20 protein-coding genes and 1 other RNA gene are annotated in these 18,567 nt (G+C 57.0%); 6 read left to right on the plus strand and 15 right to left on the minus strand.

Annotation, left to right across the window (positions count from 1 at the left end):
* Positions 1-966: 966 nt before the first annotated feature.
* Positions 967-1,345, minus strand: an RNA gene (gene rnpB, locus AC2LB6_RS06985) — RNase P RNA component class A.
* Between the two features lie 33 nt (positions 1,346-1,378).
* A complete protein-coding gene (gene rsmI, locus AC2LB6_RS06990) occupies positions 1,379-2,245 on the minus strand; it encodes a 16S rRNA (cytidine(1402)-2'-O)-methyltransferase (RefSeq protein ID WP_045139595.1) in 867 nt (288 codons plus the stop codon).
* Between the two features lie 62 nt (positions 2,246-2,307).
* On the opposite strand from rsmI, the gene AC2LB6_RS06995 reads away from it, so the two are divergent.
* Genes AC2LB6_RS06995 through dolP form a run of 4 tightly spaced genes read left to right on the plus strand, consistent with a single transcriptional unit; the run spans position 2,308 to position 5,874 of the window.
* Positions 2,308-4,332, plus strand: a complete 2,025-nt coding sequence (locus AC2LB6_RS06995; protein ID WP_490092964.1) for a penicillin-binding protein activator — start codon at positions 2,308-2,310, stop codon at positions 4,330-4,332.
* A complete protein-coding gene (locus tag AC2LB6_RS07000) occupies positions 4,290-4,685 on the plus strand; it encodes a YraN family protein (protein ID WP_031594359.1) in 396 nt (131 codons plus the stop codon). The genes AC2LB6_RS06995 and AC2LB6_RS07000 overlap by 43 nt, the downstream gene beginning before the upstream one ends.
* A gap of 14 nt (positions 4,686-4,699) precedes the next feature.
* Complete coding sequence (gene diaA, locus AC2LB6_RS07005) at positions 4,700-5,287, plus strand: DnaA initiator-associating protein DiaA (RefSeq protein ID WP_490092965.1); 588 nt, start codon at positions 4,700-4,702, stop codon at positions 5,285-5,287.
* Between the two features lie 14 nt (positions 5,288-5,301).
* Complete coding sequence (gene dolP, locus AC2LB6_RS07010) at positions 5,302-5,874, plus strand: division/outer membrane stress-associated lipid-binding lipoprotein (RefSeq protein ID WP_008925774.1); 573 nt, start codon at positions 5,302-5,304, stop codon at positions 5,872-5,874.
* Between the two features lie 52 nt (positions 5,875-5,926).
* On the opposite strand, the gene AC2LB6_RS07015 is transcribed toward dolP, so the two are convergent.
* Positions 5,927-6,631, minus strand: a complete 705-nt coding sequence (locus AC2LB6_RS07015; RefSeq protein WP_090966149.1) for a pirin family protein — start codon at positions 6,629-6,631, stop codon at positions 5,927-5,929.
* Between the two features lie 130 nt (positions 6,632-6,761).
* On the opposite strand from AC2LB6_RS07015, the gene AC2LB6_RS07020 reads away from it, so the two are divergent.
* The gene (locus tag AC2LB6_RS07020) at positions 6,762-7,661 is read left to right on the plus strand and encodes a LysR family transcriptional regulator (RefSeq protein WP_490092966.1); all 900 of its coding nucleotides are present in this window, start codon (positions 6,762-6,764) and stop codon (positions 7,659-7,661) included.
* A gap of 5 nt (positions 7,662-7,666) precedes the next feature.
* On the opposite strand, the gene AC2LB6_RS07025 is transcribed toward AC2LB6_RS07020, so the two are convergent.
* The 11 genes from AC2LB6_RS07025 to pmbA all read right to left on the minus strand — a co-directional run bounded on the left by AC2LB6_RS07025 (position 7,667) and on the right by pmbA (position 17,351).
* Complete coding sequence (locus AC2LB6_RS07025) at positions 7,667-9,577, minus strand: BglG family transcription antiterminator (protein ID WP_490092967.1); 1,911 nt, start codon at positions 9,575-9,577, stop codon at positions 7,667-7,669.
* A 106-nt stretch (positions 9,578-9,683) separates the two neighbouring features.
* Positions 9,684-10,427 (minus strand): 2-dehydro-3-deoxy-phosphogluconate aldolase, encoded by a 744-nt coding sequence (dagF, locus tag AC2LB6_RS07030; protein ID WP_490092968.1) that lies wholly within the window; start codon positions 10,425-10,427, stop codon positions 9,684-9,686.
* Complete coding sequence (locus AC2LB6_RS07035; RefSeq protein WP_490092969.1) at positions 10,424-11,545, minus strand: DgaE family pyridoxal phosphate-dependent ammonia lyase; 1,122 nt, start codon at positions 11,543-11,545, stop codon at positions 10,424-10,426. Before AC2LB6_RS07035 ends, dagF begins: the two co-directional genes overlap by 4 nt.
* On the minus strand, positions 11,529-12,659 hold the full coding sequence (locus tag AC2LB6_RS07040) for an amidohydrolase/deacetylase family metallohydrolase (RefSeq protein WP_490092970.1): 1,131 nt from the start codon (positions 12,657-12,659) through the stop codon (positions 11,529-11,531). The genes AC2LB6_RS07035 and AC2LB6_RS07040 overlap by 17 nt, the downstream gene beginning before the upstream one ends.
* Positions 12,660-12,703: 44 nt before the next feature.
* A complete protein-coding gene (locus tag AC2LB6_RS07045; protein WP_010256482.1) occupies positions 12,704-13,345 on the minus strand; it encodes a DUF4310 family protein in 642 nt (213 codons plus the stop codon).
* Between the two features lie 11 nt (positions 13,346-13,356).
* Positions 13,357-14,133 carry a DUF4311 domain-containing protein gene (locus AC2LB6_RS07050; protein WP_008925780.1) on the minus strand — a complete coding sequence of 259 codons (777 nt, stop codon included), beginning with the start codon at positions 14,131-14,133 and terminating at the stop codon, positions 13,357-13,359.
* Between the two features lie 126 nt (positions 14,134-14,259).
* Positions 14,260-14,559: a DUF4312 family protein gene (locus AC2LB6_RS07055; RefSeq protein WP_137241187.1), complete on the minus strand. Its 300-nt coding sequence runs from the start codon at positions 14,557-14,559 to the stop codon at positions 14,260-14,262.
* 2 nt (positions 14,560-14,561) lie between these two features.
* Positions 14,562-14,918: an SFCGS family glycine-rich protein gene (locus tag AC2LB6_RS07060; protein ID WP_490092971.1), complete on the minus strand. Its 357-nt coding sequence runs from the start codon at positions 14,916-14,918 to the stop codon at positions 14,562-14,564.
* Positions 14,919-14,931: 13 nt separating this feature from the next.
* Positions 14,932-15,267, minus strand: a complete 336-nt coding sequence (locus AC2LB6_RS07065; RefSeq protein ID WP_061063460.1) for a glycine dehydrogenase — start codon at positions 15,265-15,267, stop codon at positions 14,932-14,934.
* A 294-nt stretch (positions 15,268-15,561) separates the two neighbouring features.
* The gene (cybC, locus tag AC2LB6_RS07070; protein ID WP_090966167.1) at positions 15,562-15,948 is read right to left on the minus strand and encodes a cytochrome b562; all 387 of its coding nucleotides are present in this window, start codon (positions 15,946-15,948) and stop codon (positions 15,562-15,564) included.
* 62 nt (positions 15,949-16,010) lie between these two features.
* Positions 16,011-17,351, minus strand: coding sequence for a metalloprotease PmbA (gene pmbA, locus AC2LB6_RS07075; RefSeq protein WP_490092972.1), 1,341 nt, complete (start codon positions 17,349-17,351; stop codon positions 16,011-16,013).
* A 115-nt stretch (positions 17,352-17,466) separates the two neighbouring features.
* Here pmbA and yjgA point away from each other — a divergent pair, with 115 nt between their 5' ends.
* Positions 17,467-18,012, plus strand: coding sequence for a ribosome biogenesis factor YjgA (gene yjgA, locus AC2LB6_RS07080; protein ID WP_490092973.1), 546 nt, complete (start codon positions 17,467-17,469; stop codon positions 18,010-18,012).
* 40 nt (positions 18,013-18,052) lie between these two features.
* Here yjgA and AC2LB6_RS07085 read toward each other — a convergent pair whose 3' ends face one another.
* Positions 18,053-18,445 (minus strand): oligogalacturonate-specific porin KdgM family protein, encoded by a 393-nt coding sequence (locus tag AC2LB6_RS07085; RefSeq protein ID WP_490092974.1) that lies wholly within the window; start codon positions 18,443-18,445, stop codon positions 18,053-18,055.
* Positions 18,446-18,567 lie beyond the last annotated feature (122 nt).

The raw sequence follows: 18,567 nt of genomic DNA on the forward strand, positions 1-18,567 counted from the left end.
GTGAATATCAGCTGCACGGTAACCTGCGAAAAAATGATGCAACGGTATTAGCTGTCCCTGTTCTCAGTATCGAATATTTTGCTATATAGGCAATGCTTCGACTTTGTGATGTATATCAAGCTGTAATTGCTGTTGATGTACATACAAAAAGTTTTTCATTCTTTATAGTCGTCTACTCAGGGACGCTAAGCATGATGCACCAAACTTCGACATTGATCGCTGCATGCTTATACCCTGCAAAGCAAAACCCCGCCGAAGCGGTAATGCCAGTCAGTTAACGACAGGTGATAACGCAGTCTGGTGCCGGGCAGGGGCTGGCGGTCCTCGCGCCGCTGCGCGGTTCCTTCACTTCATTCGCCTGCCTGACGGACCGCCGGGGATGGCACATCCTGTGCCGCCCCGCCTTTCGCCCGCGTCCTGCGGGCTCTCCTGGCAGACTCATTCTGTTCAGCGCTGCGGATTGCCTGCCCCTGCCCGGCACCAGCCTGCTCTGAAACTTCAGTGTGTATTGTTAAAAAGGGCACGAGAGTGAAAGCCTGAGCGCCTCTGCTGCTGAAAGGGCTATCCGCAGCGCTGAGGCGTGACGGTGGGCCAGAAGTCCACGCCGGGAAGCGTGGACAGTTCGGGGCCGGCCAGGGAGGGCCGATCCCCGAACGGTTCGTCGGCACGACGTCAAAGCCGAAGGTACCGCGTGAGCGGCGCGAGGACGGCCCGGCAGCAGCAGAGGTGCTCTGGCCCGCACTGCGGCTCGCTCGCACTGACAAAAAAGCTGCCACTTCTGACCGTGACAGCCTTTACAAATCTAATCTTAACTGATCAACATTACGCCGAAGCGGGGTTTTGGTAAAAAGCCGACGCTGACCGTTAAGCCGCGTTCTTTTCATAGAAAGCGTCGTGAGCAGTCATTCATCCTGTCACCGCGCACCACAAAGCAAAAACCCCGCCGAAGCGGGGTTTTTGATAAAAAGTCGAAGCTGACCGTTAAGCCGGGTTCTGTCGTGGACAGTCATTCATCTAGGCCAGCAATCGCTCACTGGCTCAAGCAGCCTACCCGGGTTCAGTACGGGCCGTACCTTGTGAACCCCTATTTGGCCTTGCTCCGGGTGGAGTTTACCGTGCCACGAACTGTTGCCAGTCGCGCGGTGCGCTCTTACCGCACCCTTTCACCCTTACCTGATCCCATTTCTGGGCCATCGGCGGTTTGCTCTCTGTTGCACTGGTCGTAGGCTTGCGCCTCCCAGGCGTTACCTGGCACCCTGCCCTATGGAGCCCGGACTTTCCTCCCCTCTGCCCGTCTCCCCACAAGTGAGGACGACGACAAAGCGGCGACTGTCTGGTCAGCTTCGGCGCGGGATAATAGGACATTCGCCGGCGTTTGTCACGCCTCTTGCTGCTCCAGCGCATACTTATAAAGCGCATTTTTCTTCACACTGTGTATCTCAGCGGTCAGCGCAGCCGCGCGTTTCAACGGCAGCTCTTTTTGCAGCAGCGCCAGCGTACGCAGCGCATCAGCCGGTAACGCATCTTCATCATCGACTTTGTATCCTTCGACAATCAGCACCATCTCGCCTTTGCGACGATTCTCATCTTCTTTTACCCATGCCAGCAGCTCGCCGACCGGTGCACCGTAAATCGACTCCCAGGTCTTGGTCAGCTCACGCGCCAGCACCACATAACGTTCAGCGCCCAGCTCACTCACCATATCCTGCAGACTGTCGATCAGACGGTGGGTCGACTCATAGAAAATCAGCGTGCGCGGCTCCTGCACCAGCGCCCGCAGTGCATCGCAACGGCCTTTGGTTTTGGCGGGCAGAAACCCTTCGTAACAGAAACGATCAGATGGCAGTCCTGCGGCACTTAACGCGGCAATGGCGGCACAGGCGCCCGGCAGTGGCACCACACGGATGCCTGCTTCACGGCAGCGACGCACCAGATGGTAGCCCGGATCGTTAATCAGCGGCGTGCCAGCATCAGAAACTAAGGCTATGCTTTGCCCCTCCTGGAGCTTCGTCAGCAACAGCTCAGCCTTGTGCTGCTCGTTGTGGTCATGAAGTGAGAAGAGTCGCGCATTGATGGCGAAATGTTGTAGCAACAGCCCGGTATGACGTGTATCTTCCGCAGCGACCAGATCGACGCTCGAAAGCACCGTCAGCGCCCGCTGGGTGATATCACCCAAATTACCAATCGGGGTTGGAACGATGTAGAGCGTGCTGGCAGAAATCTCTGCCCGATCGAGTTGTTTCATTGTTTCATCCGAATTGCCGATTTAATATTGAGCATCTTGAAAAAAACATCACTGGATACAGTATGCTTCCTTCAAAAGTCGTTCGTCATAAAGCAGGACGCTTTCTGCCTGTCATTCTTGCTGGGCTGATTTTAGCCGCGTGTAGCGGTCAGAGGCCGCAAACCTCAACCGTCAATATTCAGGGGCCAGTCACCGCAAGCTCCGCTTACTATCTGCAGCAAGCGCAGCAAAGCAGCGATGATAGCAAGACCGACTGGCAATTACTCGCAATCCGCGCCCTGTTGAAGGAAGGAAAGTATCCTGAGGCGACGCAGCAACTGAGCCAGTTGCCGCAGCAGCTCTCGGAGACCCAGCAACAGGAATCTCTGCTGCTGAAAGCGCAGTTGTTGATTGCCCAGCAGAAAACCAAAGATGCTGAACCAGTGTTAGCTGCAGTGAAAACCGGCGCACTGTCGCAGGATCAACTGGCGCGTTATTACAGCCTGCAGATTGCCAGCGCACAGGGGCGCCCTTCACTCTCGCTGCTGCGCAACTATATTGCCCAGGAGCCGCTGCTGAAAGGCACCGATCATCAGGGTAATATTGACGCCACCTGGCAGACACTGACGCAGATGTCGCCGCAGGATGTCAGCAACCTGGTGATCAATGCTGATGAGAATGTGCTGCAGGGATGGCTGGATCTGCTCGCGGTCTGGCGTGCCAATACCCAGGATGCTGAGATGCTCAAGTCAGGCATCAAAGACTGGCAGACCCGCTATCCGCAGAACCCGGCGGCCAAAACGCTGCCAACGCAGCTGAGCCAGATGCAGAACTACACCAAAGCCTCTACCAGCATCATCGCCCTGCTGCTGCCGCTGAATGGCCAGGCGCAGGTGTTCGCCAATGCGATTCAGAAAGGCTTTAATGACGCGAAGAATGGCGTTTCCGCGCCAGTCGCACAGCCTGCTGCTGCCCAGCCCGCCGCTGCGGATGCAGCAGCCAGCACGCAACCTGCTGCCGCTGCTGGTTCTTCCACCGATCCAATCAGCGCGCCGCAGCAGCAACAGCCTGCCGACGCGACGCCACAGCCTCAATCTCAGCCTGCTGCAGCCGCACCGGCCAGCAACGCTCAGATCAAGGTCTATGACACCAGCAGCCAGCCGATTGAGCAGGTGATGCAGCAGGCACAGCAGGATGGTGCCACCATCGTGGTCGGCCCGCTGCTGAAGAGCAACGTTGAGAAGGTCGCTAACAGCCAGACACCACTGAATGTGCTGGCGCTCAACGAGCCGGAAAAGATCCAGAACCATCCGAATATTTGCTACTTTGCGCTTTCTCCTGAAGACGAAGCGCGCGATGCGGCGCACCATATCTGGGATCAGGGCAAACGCCAGCCGCTGTTGCTGGTTCCGCGCAGCGGACTGGGCGATCGCGTCACCAACGCCTTTGCTCAGGAGTGGCAGACGCTGGGTGGCAGCACGGTGATGCAGCAGCGCTTTGGTTCGACCTCAGAGCTGAAACAGGGTATTAACAGCGGCGCGGGTATCAGCTTATCCGGTACGCCAGTGAACGCTGCACCTGCCGAGCCGCAGGGTGTTACGATTGCGGGCCTGACTATCCCGGCACCGCAGCAGAACACGCCAGATGTGGTCAGCACCAGCAGCGGTGGTGGCGTCGATGCGGTCTACATCGTCTCAACGCAGGACGAACTGCAGCTGATCAAACCGATGATCACCATGCGCACCGGCAGTCGCAGCAATATCTCGCTCTACGCCAGTTCGCGCAGCGCGCAGGCAGGTGCCGGCCCGGACTTCCGTCTGGAAATGGATGGCCTGCAGTTCAGCGATATTCCGCTGCTCTCCGGCAGCAATCCTGGCCTGATGCAGCAGACGTCGAAGTCATTCAATAATGACTATTCGCTGGTGCGTCTCTATGCCATGGGAATGGATGCCTGGACGCTGGCGAATCACTTTAACCAGATGCGTCAGTCACCTGGCTTTACGCTGGACGGCAATACCGGCAAGCTCAGCGCCAACACGGATTGTGTGATCAACAGGAAGTTGACATGGAACCAGTATCGTCGGGGCGAAATCGCACCGGCCAACTAAATCGGCGTCAGACTGGCGCCAGGCATGAAGAAGATGCCCGGCGCTATCTGGAGCAGGCTGGCCTGAAATGGGTCGCCAGTAATGTTCACTTTCGCAATGGTGAACTTGACCTGATAATGCGTGACGGGCACTGTTGGGTGTTTGTTGAAGTCCGCTACCGACGCGATGCGCGTTATGGTGGCGCGCTCGCCAGCGTAACCCGGAATAAACAACAAAAGCTGCTGCGCGCTGCCGCTCTCTGGCTGGCGCAACGCGGCGGCAGTTTTGAAACAGTGAATTGCCGTTTCGACATCATCGCCATTACCGGCACGGCGCTCGAGTGGCTGCCGAATGCCTTTAATGCAGACGTTTAGAACCAGGTGGTCGTGTGCAGGACAGAATTAAAGCGTGTTTTACCGAAAGTATTCAAACTCAGATTGCCGCAGCCGAAGCGTTGCCCGATGCCATCTCCCGCGCCGCTATGACGCTGGTGCAGTCGTTACTGAATGGCAATAAAATCCTGAGCTGTGGCAACGGTGCCTCATCCGCCAATGCACAGCACTTCGCCGCCAGCATGATCAACCGTTTCGAGACAGAACGCCCAAGCTTACCGGCGCTGGCGTTGAGTGCCGACAACGTGATGCTGACCGCGATTGGTAATGACCGCATGCACGATGAAATCTATGCCAAGCAGGTGCGCGCCCTGGGACACGCAGGCGATGTGTTACTGGCTATCTCAACCCGTGGCAACACCCGCGACATCGTTAAGGCCGTAGAAGCGGCGGTAACACGCGATATGACTATCGTTGCGCTTACCGGGTATGATGGCGGAGAGCTCGCCGGACTGCTGGGTCCGCAGGATGTGGAGATCCGCATTCCGTCGCACCGCAGCGCCCGTATTCAGGAGATGCATATGCTCACCGTGAATTGCTTATGCGATCTGATCGATAACACTCTCTTTCCCCATCAGGAATGACTGAAGGAGCACGAATGAAAGCATTGAATGCTATAGCTATTCTGTTAACCGCCATGCTACTGCAGGGCTGCGTCGCGGTTGTCGCTGGCGGCGCAGCTGTTGCCACCAAAACGGCCACCGATCCCCGCTCAGTGGGTACGCAGGTTGATGACGGCACGCTGGAGCTACGCGTCACGAACGCGCTGGCAAAAGATCAGCAGATTAAAACCGATGCCCGCGTTGTTGCCACCGCCTATCAGGGCAAAGTGCTGCTGACCGGTCAGGCGCCTTCGCAGGAGATCGCCAATCGTGCCAAACAGATCACCATGGGCGTTGATGGCGCAACCGAGGTCTATAACGAGATCCGCATCGGCCAGAAAGTGACGCTTGGCACCACGTCGTCAGACACCTGGATTACCACCAAAATCCGCTCGCAGCTGCTGGGCAGCGATCAGGTTAAATCCTCCAACGTGAAGGTGACGACGGAGAATGGCGAAGTGTTCCTGCTGGGTCTGGTGACACAACAGGAAGCGCAGGCCGCGGCTGATGTCGCCAGCCGCGTTAGTGGCGTGAAGCACGTCACCACCGCCTTTACCATGCTGAAGTAACACGCTAAAACGCAAAAAGGCGGCTATGGCCGCCTTTTTTATTGCCCGATTTTCAGACCGGAATATCGATGACCAGCGCGCGGGTCGCGGTTTTCGCCTTCAGCTGCAACAGCTTCTCTTCCTGCAAAAACGCGCCATCGCCACAGCCCAGCTTTTCCTGATGATCCGTGCCGGACATCGCCTCCAGCGAACCGTGAATCGACTGCAGATAGGCTCGTGGCCCCTGTATCCGCAGCGAGTGCTGTTCGCCCGGAGCCAGCTCAACCTGATGAATCCACACCTGCTGACGCAGTTGCAGGCTGTCGTCCACGCCATCCGGTGAGGCGATCAGCTGAGACAACCGGCCTTCCGTCAGGGCAATTTTCTGCATCCGCGGATTTTCGCGCTCCGGACAGGCGGCCAGCCACAGCTGCATACGTGTCAGCGGGCGATCTTTGCTCAGGTTGATTTCGGTGTAACTCACCCCCTGCTGGGCAGAGAGCAGCAGCGCCTCCCCTTCCCGCACACTGATGGTGTTGCCTTCGCTGTCGCGGTATTCGGCTTCACCCTGAAGCACGATGTTCAGCACATCGACCTGAGGATAGGTACGCGGCTGAAAAGCCGCACCCGGTGCCAGCACTTCCTGGTTCAGAACACGCAGCGATGCGTAGCCCATCAGTTTAGGATCAAAATAGTGGCCAAAAGAGAAACTGTAGCGGCCCTGCAACCAGCCGAAATCGGCCTGGCCACATGCCGACGCACTGCGTGTTGTTATCATTATTTACCTCCGGCATCCGGTGACGAGGATCGGCCACGGACTTTATACCCACTATGGTAAAAGTCTGGACGCCGGATTGTTAGCCAGTTAATCTGCCCGGCATGTTCAAATTTCCTGACAGAGAACCGGGATGGCTAAAGAGCGTGCGTTAACCCTTGAATCTTTACGCGTTATGGATGCGATTGATCGACGTGGCAGTTTTGCAGCGGCAGCAGATGAACTGGGGCGAGTTCCTTCTGCCCTCAGCTACACTATGCAAAAGCTGGAAGAGGAGCTGGATGTGGTGCTGTTTGACCGCTCCGGTCACCGCACCAAATTTACCAACGTGGGACGCATGCTGCTGGAGCGTGGCCGGGTGTTGCTGGAAGCGGCCGATAAGCTCACTACTGATGCGGAAGCGCTGGCACGTGGCTGGGAAACCCACCTGACGATCGTTACCGAAGCGCTGGTGCCCATTAATGCACTGTTTCCGCTGGTGACGCGGCTGGCTGACAAAGCCAACACGCAATTTTCTCTGGTCACGGAAGTGCTGGCCGGCGCGTGGGAACGGTTGGAACAGGGCCGTGCCGATATCGTGATTGCCCCGGATATGCACTTCCGCGCCTCCACCGAGATCAACACCCGCAAGCTCTACACCATGATGAGCGTCTATGTCGCCAGTGCTGACCACCCGATTCATAACGAGCCTGAACCCCAGTCTGAAGTAACGCGGGTGAAATACCGAGGCATTGCGGTGGCGGATACCGCGCGTGAGCGCCCGGTGCTGACCGTGCAGTTGCTGGATAAGCAGCAGCGCCTGACCGTGAGCAGCATGGACGATAAGCGCCGTGCGCTGCTGGCCGGCCTGGGCGTAGCGACCATGCCCTATTCACTGGTGGAGCAGGATATTGCGGAAGGCCGCCTGCGCGTGGTGAGTCCGGAATATACCCGCGAGGTCGACATTATTATGGCATGGCGGCGTGACAGCATGGGTGAAGCTAAATCCTGGTGCCTGCGCGAGATCCCCCGCCTGCTGGCGAAGAAAAACTAAACAGGCTACGGCCGGCTCAGGCAATCCATCGCCACCGCCCTGAAGCAGGTGAAATCGGTGCTGTCCCGCAGGCGGGTCATCGCCCTTTCACGCAGAAACGTCACAAACAGATCGTATATCGCCATCGCCTCTTCATATTCACTTTTGCTGATCGCCAGCAGGAAGATGACATAGGCGGTATCGTCTCCCCAGGGAATGCCGTGCGGCGCCAGCACGGTATAGACCACGGTTTTCTTTGCCAGCAATCCCAGCGAGTGCGGCAGCGCAATGCCTTCGCCCAGCATAGTGCTGACAATCGCTTCGCGCTCTTCGACCGACGGATAGAACGCCGCATCCACAAAGCCCTCATCCTGCAGCTGATCACACAGCTGGCGGAACAGCTCAGACCGGGTCATCGGCTTGTCGACGATATGAAAGTGCGGAGCATCAAAAAATTTCGCCAACATGTAGGGCCGCGTCCGGTCGACCAGCACCAGCTTGCCAATCTGCTCCAGCTGAAAACCGGTGGGAAACGGCGACATCACCACCACGGGTTTCTCTTTTTCGCTGAGCCGGATGGTGGAGATCACAAAATCTTCGTCGATGCGACTGCGTTCCTCATACTCGCGCTGTGACAGACGCGCCGTAACCTGCAACTGTGGATATTTACGCAGCAGCATCGCCTCAATCATCCGCAGCGTAGAGTTACCGCTGTCGCACACCAGCAGCACCTGCGGATGACGCTGATAACCCACGTCATAGTGGCGCTCCAGCCCGACGCCGATGTGCAGCACCAGAAAGCCAATCTCATTCTCGGTGATGACGTAAGGGGTATATTTCCCCCAGCTGGTCACCGCCGCCAGGGTGACATCATAGGCCATGGGATAGTGCTGTTTGATGTTGCTGAGCAGCGGGTTGGGAATGTGAATCTGATAGCGCACCCGGGTAATCATGGTTTTGATATGGGTGAGCAGATCGGCGCGCAACTGCTGATCGTTTTGCAGATTGAAGTTGTAGTGCGTGTTGATAAAGCTGAGCAGGTAATCCACCAGCGCGTCGGCGTCATCCGCATTGATAGCGCTGGGGGAGATCGCCTGAATACGCCGCGCGGCGATGTTGACCCGCAGCCAGTTCTCTTCCGCGCGTGAAATCGGTTTGCTGACCAGCGGGCGCATCAGATTGATCAGCTGATGTGCCGCTTCACGCACCTCATCGCCAATCTCTTCGGCCCCTGGATCGTTAAGCGGATAGCCTTCACTGATGCGACGCACAGCAACGGCACAATAGAGCCGCAGATAGCGTTCTCCCTCATCGCTGAGGCGAATGTTGTGCTGCGCGAAACAGCTTTGCAACAGCGGACGCAGCGTCTCAAGCATGCCGCTGTTGAGCGCTTCAATAGTCAGCAGCGGACTCTCAGGCTGCGACTGATCAATTTGCCATAACAGGTCGGTGAGGCAGGTTCGAATCGCCACTTCGCTGCCGAACAGCTTCATGCCGTAATGTGGCTTGCTCTCAATGGTGAGGTGATAGCGCCCCAGCCATTCGCGCACTTCTGCCATATCGTTCTGCAGGGTGGCGCGGCTGATAAACCACTCTTCCGCCAGCTCTTCAAGTTTCAGGGAATAGGCGGCGGTGAGAAAGCGGGTCAGCAGGTAGCGAACCCGATCCGGCGAGGTACGCGGCACCCGCAGCGGCGACGCGGTATGCTGCTGCAGATGCTGAAAGCGCTGGGCATCCTCAATCTTCAGCTGATAGCCCGCGCCACGGCTCAGGATAAACTGCGCGCCATAGTCTGCCAGCAGCGCATTCAGCGCCGTGATATCGGTGCGCACGGTGCGTGTCGAGACGGCAAGACGCCGCGCCAGCTCATCCTGAGGCAGCGTTTCGTTTTGCAGGGCATCGAACAGTTGCGCAAGGCGCTGATTGGGAAATCTCACAAGCATTACCTGTTTACTGACAGAGAGAGTGGAAACTTCAGCCTACGGAGTTCATCACGCAACGTCCATGTTGCGCGATCTGCCAGTCAGAGGCAGATCGTGTCGATCACCGGGCCAGTACTGTTTTACAGATGGCCAGCAGCTGCTTCACATCTTCAATGCGGGTCTCTCCGCTGGCTTTGTCGATGATCGAACTGTAGACGTGCGGGATCACTTTGCTGACGCCCGCTTCCAGCGCAATGCGCACGATCTCGCCGACGTTTTCCAGATCGATACCGCCGGTGGGCTCCAGCCAGAAATCCTGTTTTGCGCAGGCTTCGGCCACAGCGCGGTACTCATCCACCGCCTGCAGACCGCCCATCGGGAAATATTTCACCGAGCTGCCGCCCATATCCTGCAGCATTGCTATCGCCGTTTCGATAGGTACGATCCCATCCTGCCGTTTTGAACTGCGCGGTCCGGTGGAGATTTTCACCCGCCCCGGCGTACCGGTAGGCGAGATCAGACCGTTCACTATAGTCTGTAACTGTCCCAGCAGCGCACGACTGGTGGCGACGCCGGTAAAGACCTGATTCACATGCTGCGGTTGCAGCACCGCCGATATCTCACTCACCATTTGTGACTGCTGGGGATCACCTGCGCCCAGTCCCACCGAGAGCGCATTATCGATCAGCGCGGCATACTCGCGCATATCGGCGATAGCAGCGTCATTGCTGGCGTAGTTTTTTGACAATACCCCGACCAGTACATGCCCTTCTGCTGCCTGCCAGATGGCGCGCGCATTCTCTTTCGATCCCGCCAGGACGTTAAGGCAGAGACGATCCTTGTAGAAATTGGGTGTCAGCGTCATGCGTTTTTCTCTCCGTTTAACAGTGCCTTAATGCGGGTGAAAATAGTGTGCAGTTGATCGGCGCTGACGCTGCGCACGTCCGCCTCAATGATCCCCTCGTTGGCTTTGTAGCCACGGAAGTAGATCGCAACGTCGCCCTTTTTCAGCGCCTGCACCAGATCGCCGGTACGCTGCTGGATCGCGGCTTCGTCGAACGTGATCTCAGCCCGGGCGATGTCGCGTCCGGCTGCATCCCACACGATGCGGGCCGTCACGCCCGCTAAGCCGTTAAGTTGCTCAATGAATGGCGTCATTTTTTCCACCATCTGCGCGCCGCTGATTTTTGGCTGCGACAGATAATTTTCAATCGCCTGGGTCAGCCCCAGAATCCCCTCTTTGCCCACTTTCATCGCGCGGCCAATGCCGTTGGTCTGGCGTTTGACCCACTCAACGTAGTGGTGTCTGCCAATTACCAATCCGCTGGTCGGCCCTTCAATCGCTTTTGCGCCGCTGTAGATCACCAGATCGGCTCCCGCCTGGTAGTAGCATTGCAGATCCTCTTCTGCTGCCGCATCGACGATCAGCGGGAGGCCATGCTCACGCGCAACCGCCGCGGCCTGCGCCACATCGAGATGGCTCTTCTGCACGCAGTGATGCGATTTCACATAGAGGATCGCCGCGGTCTGTGGCGTGATCGCCGCCGCCAGCTGGGCAGGTGAGCATTCGTTGCTGTAACCCGCTTCCACCAAATGCCCGCCACCCAGCGCCACCATGCTGCCGACCGGCGCGCCATAGTTCACGTTGTGCCCTTTCGGTACCACAATCTGATGCGGGACGGTCAGCGGCGCAGCGTGCAGGTTATCCACCAGCCAGTCGTTGTCTTTCACAATCACCGCCGCCACACACTGGGCGATACCGGCCGAGGCGCAGGAGACCACTAGCGCGTTCTCCACCTTCAGCAGACCAGCGATATAAGCACCGGTCTTATCCACCAGATCTTTCATTTCGAAGTAGTGATCGAGGCCATACTTCACCGTATCGATCACATCGCTCGACGGCGTAGAGACGCCGAGGATCGTCATACGGCCAGAGGCGTTAATCACCGGCTTCAGCCCATACTTTTCATATACCGAGGTCATGCGCTATTCCTTCTTCAGTCGCGATCCACGTACCAGCGACCACCGCCGCCAGCGGAACCAGATGCTTCTCACCGGTTACCTCTTCACCTTCTGAATCGATGAAGGGCCGGGCTTTCTCTTGCACGCTAAAAACCGTCAGATCGGCGTCGTAGCCGATTTTCAGCTGGCCTTTGCGCAGCAGGCGCAGTCCGGCTGCCGCGTTAACCGTGACGCAGTCGATCACCTGTGGCAGCGTCATGCCAACGCTTAAGAATTTCGACATCACATGCGCCAGGCTGTGAACCGGCCCGGCCAGACGATTGCGGCAGTAGATGTCAGAGCTGATAGTGTCAGGCAGAACGCCCTGCGCAATCGCCATCTGAGCGACTTCAAAGCTGAAACTGGCGCTGCCGTGGCCAACATCGAGTTTTACGCCCCGCGCGATAGCCTGTTTGACCGCCGCTTTAAGTTCACCCTGTGGTGTCAGGATGCGGTTGGGTTTGCCATTAAAGCAGTGCGTAATGATGTCGCCCGTAGTGAGCAGATCGGCAATCTGATCGAGATTGGGCGGATTGTTGCCAATGTGAACCATCAGCGGCAGACCGCCGCTCTCCTGCTGAATTGCCTTAGCTTTTATCAGCGGCTGGACGCCGTTCTGACCGACCACGCTGCTGCTGATACGCGCCTTGAGGCCGACAATAAAATCGGGCAGTCGCGCTACGGCCTGCTGCACCGCCTCGCCGTCGATTTGCGTCATGTCGGCCAGCTCATTCTGGGTGACGATGCCGGTGCGGGCGATATTAATCAGCGCATAGACGTGAGTCTGCGCCGCGCGCGTCAGCTGGTAGAAATCATCAATATGTTCTGCGCCGGTACTGCCCGCATCGACAACCGTGGTGACGCCATACGCCACGCCAATCGCGTCCGCTTCATCATGATAAATCGGTGATTTGGGATAGCAGTGAACGTGGGAGTCGATCCAGCCGGCACTGAGGTAGTAGCGGCCAGCCAGATCGCGCTCGCGCTGTGCCTTGCCCTGCAACGTGCCCACGTCGGCGATGCGGCCATCCTGCAGCGCAATGTCGACCACCTGCTCATCACTAAGGCGCGCATTGCGGATAATCAAGTCGTACATGGTTTCTCCTTAACGGCAGCCCGCTGCCGGACTGCCGGTGAGATTCAGAGAGCAATCGGGAACAGCGCACCCAGGATCATCGCGCCGAGGATCGCGCCGCCGGTAATCGGCTTGTTCCAGAGATAGAACAGCAGCGCACCCAGCAGCGAACCCAGACCAATCGGAATGGAGGCCGCCATAGCGGACAGGATGATCAGCGGACCCAGAAAGCGCCCTGAGGCATTACCTGCCCCCATCATCACGTCTGCGCCGTAGGTGGAGTCGCTCTGATTGATGGTGAATTTACGCGCCAGAATAATCAGGTAGCCAATCGCCACACCAATCACCAGGCCCGTCGCCAGCGAGGCCGCGAAGTTCGCCACCGGAAAGACGATGCCCGCACCCAGCAGCAGGGCCGGAACGCCCAGCCCGACGCCGGTCTGGATCGCGCCGCCGATATCCAGAATGCCCACCAGCGAGCCTTCGATAATGCGGGCGAACAGGAAGCTGGCACCAAAGGCGGCGACCGCGCCGTAGACGCCGGTCTCCATGCCTGCGCGCAGCATAGACACAAACGCCACTTCGTTAAACGCGCCGATACCATAGAGGTAGTACATGTGGGTCCCGGCAAAGACGCCAGAGGAGAGCAGGCCAACAAAGATCGGGAAAGACCAGTCGGCGTACCAGAAGCCTTTATTTTCGTTCATCGCATCGCCTCTTATTTGCCGCTGACTGAGTTGTGGATCATGTCGAGCCAGCCGGGAATGCCGAGCTGGAAGGACTGCAGTAGCTTCATGTCGAAACCACGGAAGAAGCCGCTCAGCACAAACAGCAGCACGATGGCGGTCATCATGACTTTGGTGACCCGGTTCCAGCCGCTCTCTTCCACGCCTTTACCGATCAGGATACCCAGCACCAGTCCTGGCACGGCATTGCCCATGATCAGCTGCGCCAGACCGCCAAAGATGGTGGCCCAGAAGCCTGACTTTTTGCCTGCGTCGATCGCTGCCAGCCAGAAGATCACTGGCATCACCGTGTTCACCAGCAGGTTTGCGGCGGGCACCAGCACTTTGACCGCAGTAACCTGCAGCGCAGCCGGAACCGCCGAGGCGGTTGAGTTGAGGAAGGCGACCACGATCATGCCGATGATGCCGCAGGCGATGGCCATTTTTTTCGGGTCATGCAGCGTCTCCGCCACATTACGATTCTTCACCATCAGGGCAGCCGCCCCCCAGTTTGGAATGATGCGATGATCCACATCCTGCGTGAATGAACCGGCTGCGACAGACGATGCCCAGGCATTGAAAAAGAAGCCAAGACCAAAGGAGAAGTGGGAGGCCGGATCGCCTTCGCACGAGTTCAGCTCGCCCAGCGTACGAAAGGCGCCCATGCCCTGGGTGGTGGGCGCGTGAAACATGCGCGCAGCGCCCGCACCGACGCCAACCCCGACCAGCCCGCCAATGATCAACGACTTAAACAAAATGATTAAAAACATGTTGTTGTACCTTGTTGTCGTTTTTACCTGCCCTGCCTCAGCCGCACCATCGCCCCGCCTGACTGCCGCGCGATCGCGACAGCTGAGAATCGGGCAAACGGCTGGCTGATGTGAACAGGCTCTGTTTTATGATGCCGCCGTGAACGTCACCTGTTCGGTGTCGAAAACGGTGACGCTGACGGTGATCTCCAGCGTGACGCTGAAGCTCCTCCGCTGGCGCGCCAGAAAGAAGAAGAGAAACTTCTCGGTTTTGACGCTCTCCTGCGCGCGCAGCACCCGGACATCCTGAGGTTCAATGCGCAGCAGAATTTTTTGCGTCGCGCGCAGAACCTGGTTCTGCACCCGACTCAGGGCATCGGCAAAGGCTTTCGCTTTGGTGTCGCCTTTGCCCTCGACCGTCACCTGGGTAACGTATTGTTCTTTCATAATCAGCTGCCGTGCTTCTTGTTCCAGGCCTGCACCAACCGCTCACCTAACTCTTCTTTATCCATAAAGCCGAAGCCCAGCACCGTTGCACCTTCATTAATGGCGGTGACGCCTTCGTCGACAGAGCGCATGCCATGTTTAGCTTTGTAGCCGTATTTGTTCTGCGCGGTAATGGCGCCTGCGCCGCCGCTGCCGCAGAACGAGATGCCGAAATCGGCATTTTCTGCCTTCATCACGTCACCCAGTTTCATGTCAGCCGCCACGCCTGGCACCACGATGGCACGGCCACCCGCTTTTTCGATGCCCGCAGCTACTTTCTGGCCTTTACCTAAACGATCACCAATCACGACTGTTACCATCTTGTATTCCTCTTTAGTTGTTTGATCGCGCGACTTCAATATGCACTGACAGCAGCCAGGCCTCTTCGCGGGGGAGATTGCCAAACAGATCGACGACCTGCTGCGCCAGCGCGACCGTTTCCGGCGGAATATCCTCAAACAGCTCCGCTTCCACTTCGGGCAGCGGCTCTCCGCTCAGCGAGCGTGACGCCATGGCACCGACATGCGATTGCAGCATCTGCTGTTGAACCGCATTGGGCTGAATGCCATGCTGCTGATAGATCGCCGCAATCTGCGTCATCACGCTGTCAGCCAGCTGTTGCACTTTCTCCGGTGGCGCTTCATACACCGGGACGCCGTTATTGCTCACCTTGCTACTCCTGTTAAACCGGATAATTCGCGTTAGAAACAAATTAACGGTCCTCACCCCAGCTGTGGAGAGGCAACATTTCCAGCAGCAAGTGGAAATTGAAGTGAAGGTTGTGCGTCAGATCGCAGGCTGCACGTTTAGTGCGACACGCGTCACATAATGCGCAAAATGATGGATTTAATGGTTACAGGCGGTGATGTTGTGCGGCGACAGGTGTGACGTGTTGAGGTTCAGGGGGCAGTGATAAGCAGAAGTGATGGTAAAAGTCGCCGGTCGGGCTGACCGGCGATCTGATTAACGGAATTTCTTATGGTTGGTATTGCGGATGTCATCAAATTTGGCCGCTTCGCGCTTTGCGCCATCCACGTTGTTGGCTTTCGCCAGCGCGCTAACCACGTCGATCTGTGCGATGAGTGAGTCGAGGCCCGCGTGATAATCTTTGACCTGCGCGCTGTCAGCAGGCTGACCTTCCAGCTTATCTGGCGTCGATTTTTTAGCATCCTGCGCCGCGGCACGCATTTTAGTTAACGCCTGCTGCATCTCCTGTGCATTGTCACTTTTCTTGACGATTTTCAGGTTCGCATTCAGCGTGTCCATATCCTGCTCCAGATCCGCCGCATAGAGGCTGACGCTGGAGAACAACAGAGAAGCCGACAACATTGCAATCACATGCTTACGCATCATTACTTCCTTTTTATTATGATGAAAAAAAAGCAGCCAACAGGCTGCTTCAGGAATCCATCTTATTGTCCCGCTATCTTCATCTCAGGCAGTAACACGGAACCGCACTGGATATTGCTACGGGTTTCAATATCGTCACCAATGGTCACCATGTTGCGCCACATCTCTTTGAGATTTCCGGCGATAGTGACTTCGCTAACCGGGTACTGAATAACGCCATTCTCGACCCAGAAACCGGCCGCTCCGCGTGAGTAATCACCGGTAATGGCACTGACGCCCTGGCCCATCAGCTCGGTCACCACTAATCCGGTGCCCATCTGCTTCAGCAGCTCGTCAAAGCTGTGGCCCTGGCCAGCAATGCGCCAGTTATGGATGCCGCCAGCGTGACCGGTGCTGGTCAGGCCCAGTTTACGGGCTGAATAGCTGGTCAACAGCCAGGTCTGCAGTACGCCATCTTTAATGATGTCGCGCGCCTGCGTCCGCACGCCTTCGCTGTCGAATGGCGTGGAAGCCAGCCCTTTCAGCAGATGCGGCTGTTCATTGATGGTTAGCCACTCTGGCAGAATCTGCTGACCCATGGAATCCAGCAGGAAGGTCGATTTACGGTAAACGCTGCCGCCGCTGATCGCACCAACCAGATGACCGAATAAGCCGGTCGCCACTTCAGAGGCAAAAATCACCGGGGCTTTCATGGTCGGCAGTTTACGCGGCGCCAGACGAGAGAGCGTGCGGCGTGCGCACTCTGCACCTACCCACTCCGGGCTTTTCAGATCTTCAAACGCGCGGCCAATGGTATAGGCGTAATCGCGCTCCATGTTGCCATCCTGCTCGGCAATCACGCTGCTGGAGAGCGAGTGACGGCTTGAGCAGTAGCTCTGCAACATACCGTGACTGTTACCAAAGACTTTGATGCCGACGTGGCTGTTAAAACTGCCACCTTCGGTGTTGATAATACGCTTGTCTGCACGCAGTGACGCCTGCTCCGCCTGTGCAGCCAGTTCAATGGCGCGGTCTGCATCAATCTCCCACGGATGGTAGAGATCCAGGTCCGGCGCATCATAGGCCAGCAGCTCCGCGTCGGCCGGGCCAGCAAACGGATCGGGCGAGGTGTAGCGCGCAATATCAATCGCCGCCTGCACGGTACGTTTGATCGCGTCCGGACTAAGGTCGGTCGATGAGGCGCTGCCTTTACGATTCTGATGATAAACGGTGATGCCCAGCGCACCGTCGCTGTTGAATTCGACGTTTTCCACTTCGCCATAGCGGGTGCTGACCCCGATGCCGGTGGTTTTACTGACTGCCACTTCCGCGCTGTCAGTGCTTGCTTTAGCCAGTTCAAGTGCCTGCGCAATGGCCTGCTCCAGTACTTTTCGCTGTTCTGCAACCTGAGTAGATACGTTCATCGACCTGCCGTCTAATCTTATGTGTGAATGATTTGAGTCTATCAGAGTCAGAGAACAATTTCGCAGTCACCCGATAAACTGGTAGGATTAGCCTCTTTTTTTTGGGAGCCCGGAAATGACCAAACAGCCCGATGAGTGGCTCGACGATGTGCCAGATAATGACGAAGAAGAAGATGAAGAGATTATCTGGGTCAGTAAGAGTGAAATTAAACGCGATGCAGAAGAGTTAAAGCGCCTGGGTGCCGAACTGGTTGATCTGGGTAAAAACTCGCTGGATAAAATCCCGCTGGATGAGCGCCTGCGTGCCGAAGTCGAACTGGCGCAGCGCATCAAGAAAGAAGGTCGCCGTCGTCAGCTGCAGCTGATCGGTAAACTGCTGCGCAGTATTGATGTGGAGCCGATCCGCGTTGCGCTGGATAAGCTCAATAATCGCCATAACCAGCAGGTTGCGCTGTTCCATAAACTGGAAATGCTGCGCGATCGTCTGATTGAACAGGGCGATGAGGCGATGAGTGACGTGATTGCGCTCTATCCCGAAGCCGATCGTCAGCAGTTACGCAGCATGATCCGTAACGCGCAGAAAGAGAAAACGGGCAACAAGCCACCGAAGTCTGCCCGTCAGATTTTCCAGTATCTCCGCGAACTGGCCGAAGCGAAGTAATGCCATGGCGGGCAGCCTCGCCCGCCACCCGGCAGAGCATTTACCGATAGATGTAGAGAATACCGGTGCGCAGCCGCAACTGGCGTTCGCTCGACGTGGCAGAACGTCCGATATCGCCAAAGGTGACGTAAGGCACCCAGACGCGATCGTTGCCAGGCGCATAATCGAACTGTAACTCCTGTTCGTAGTCATCATGTTTATTGGCAAACAGTTTCGCATCGGCGTGCTTATATACCAGCTTATAGGTGGTCGTCAGCCGATCGCTTTTATTCCGCAGATAGAGATCAAAACGGTTAGCAGTGCGATGCCGTTCAGTATCACAATAATCAATGCCACCGGTGCGGCATTGATCCTCATGCGCATAATCCGTCAACTCAAGGCGGTACAGCCCGCCAACAGACCAGCGATCGTTAATTTTATACCAGGGTGCCACACCACATTTCTATTCAGTGCGCGAGGAGATAAACTCTGGCTGAATAAAAGCTGATACTGTCCAGTGTCCTCCAGTAATACGATTTCAGAAAGGTCACCTCCACCCCATTTAACACGGTGTCG

This window comes from Pantoea sp. RCC30.1, from assembly GCF_058148845.1.

Excerpts from the sequence above, each read along its gene's own strand:
- AC2LB6_RS07020 (WP_490092966.1), top strand. The coding sequence starts at position 6,762 with ATGGCTAAAGAGCGTGCGTTAACCCTTGAATCTTTACGCGTTATGGAT.
- dagF (WP_490092968.1), bottom strand. The coding sequence starts at position 10,427 with ATGACGCTGACACCCAATTTCTACAAGGATCGTCTCTGCCTTAACGTC.
- rsmI (WP_045139595.1), bottom strand. The coding sequence starts at position 2,245 with ATGAAACAACTCGATCGGGCAGAGATTTCTGCCAGCACGCTCTACATC.
- AC2LB6_RS07035 (WP_490092969.1), bottom strand. The coding sequence starts at position 11,545 with ATGACCTCGGTATATGAAAAGTATGGGCTGAAGCCGGTGATTAACGCC.
- AC2LB6_RS07045 (WP_010256482.1), bottom strand. The coding sequence starts at position 13,345 with ATGAACGAAAATAAAGGCTTCTGGTACGCCGACTGGTCTTTCCCGATC.
- AC2LB6_RS06995 (WP_490092964.1), top strand. The coding sequence starts at position 2,308 with ATGCTTCCTTCAAAAGTCGTTCGTCATAAAGCAGGACGCTTTCTGCCT.
- AC2LB6_RS07040 (WP_490092970.1), bottom strand. The coding sequence starts at position 12,659 with ATGTACGACTTGATTATCCGCAATGCGCGCCTTAGTGATGAGCAGGTG.
- AC2LB6_RS07000 (WP_031594359.1), top strand. The coding sequence starts at position 4,290 with ATGGAACCAGTATCGTCGGGGCGAAATCGCACCGGCCAACTAAATCGG.
- pmbA (WP_490092972.1), bottom strand. The coding sequence starts at position 17,351 with ATGAACGTATCTACTCAGGTTGCAGAACAGCGAAAAGTACTGGAGCAG.
- cybC (WP_090966167.1), bottom strand. The coding sequence starts at position 15,948 with ATGCGTAAGCATGTGATTGCAATGTTGTCGGCTTCTCTGTTGTTCTCC.
- AC2LB6_RS07055 (WP_137241187.1), bottom strand. The coding sequence starts at position 14,559 with ATGAAAGAACAATACGTTACCCAGGTGACGGTCGAGGGCAAAGGCGAC.
- dolP (WP_008925774.1), top strand. The coding sequence starts at position 5,302 with ATGAAAGCATTGAATGCTATAGCTATTCTGTTAACCGCCATGCTACTG.
- yjgA (WP_490092973.1), top strand. The coding sequence starts at position 17,467 with ATGACCAAACAGCCCGATGAGTGGCTCGACGATGTGCCAGATAATGAC.
- AC2LB6_RS07060 (WP_490092971.1), bottom strand. The coding sequence starts at position 14,918 with ATGGTAACAGTCGTGATTGGTGATCGTTTAGGTAAAGGCCAGAAAGTA.
- AC2LB6_RS07015 (WP_090966149.1), bottom strand. The coding sequence starts at position 6,631 with ATGATAACAACACGCAGTGCGTCGGCATGTGGCCAGGCCGATTTCGGC.
- AC2LB6_RS07050 (WP_008925780.1), bottom strand. The coding sequence starts at position 14,133 with ATGTTTTTAATCATTTTGTTTAAGTCGTTGATCATTGGCGGGCTGGTC.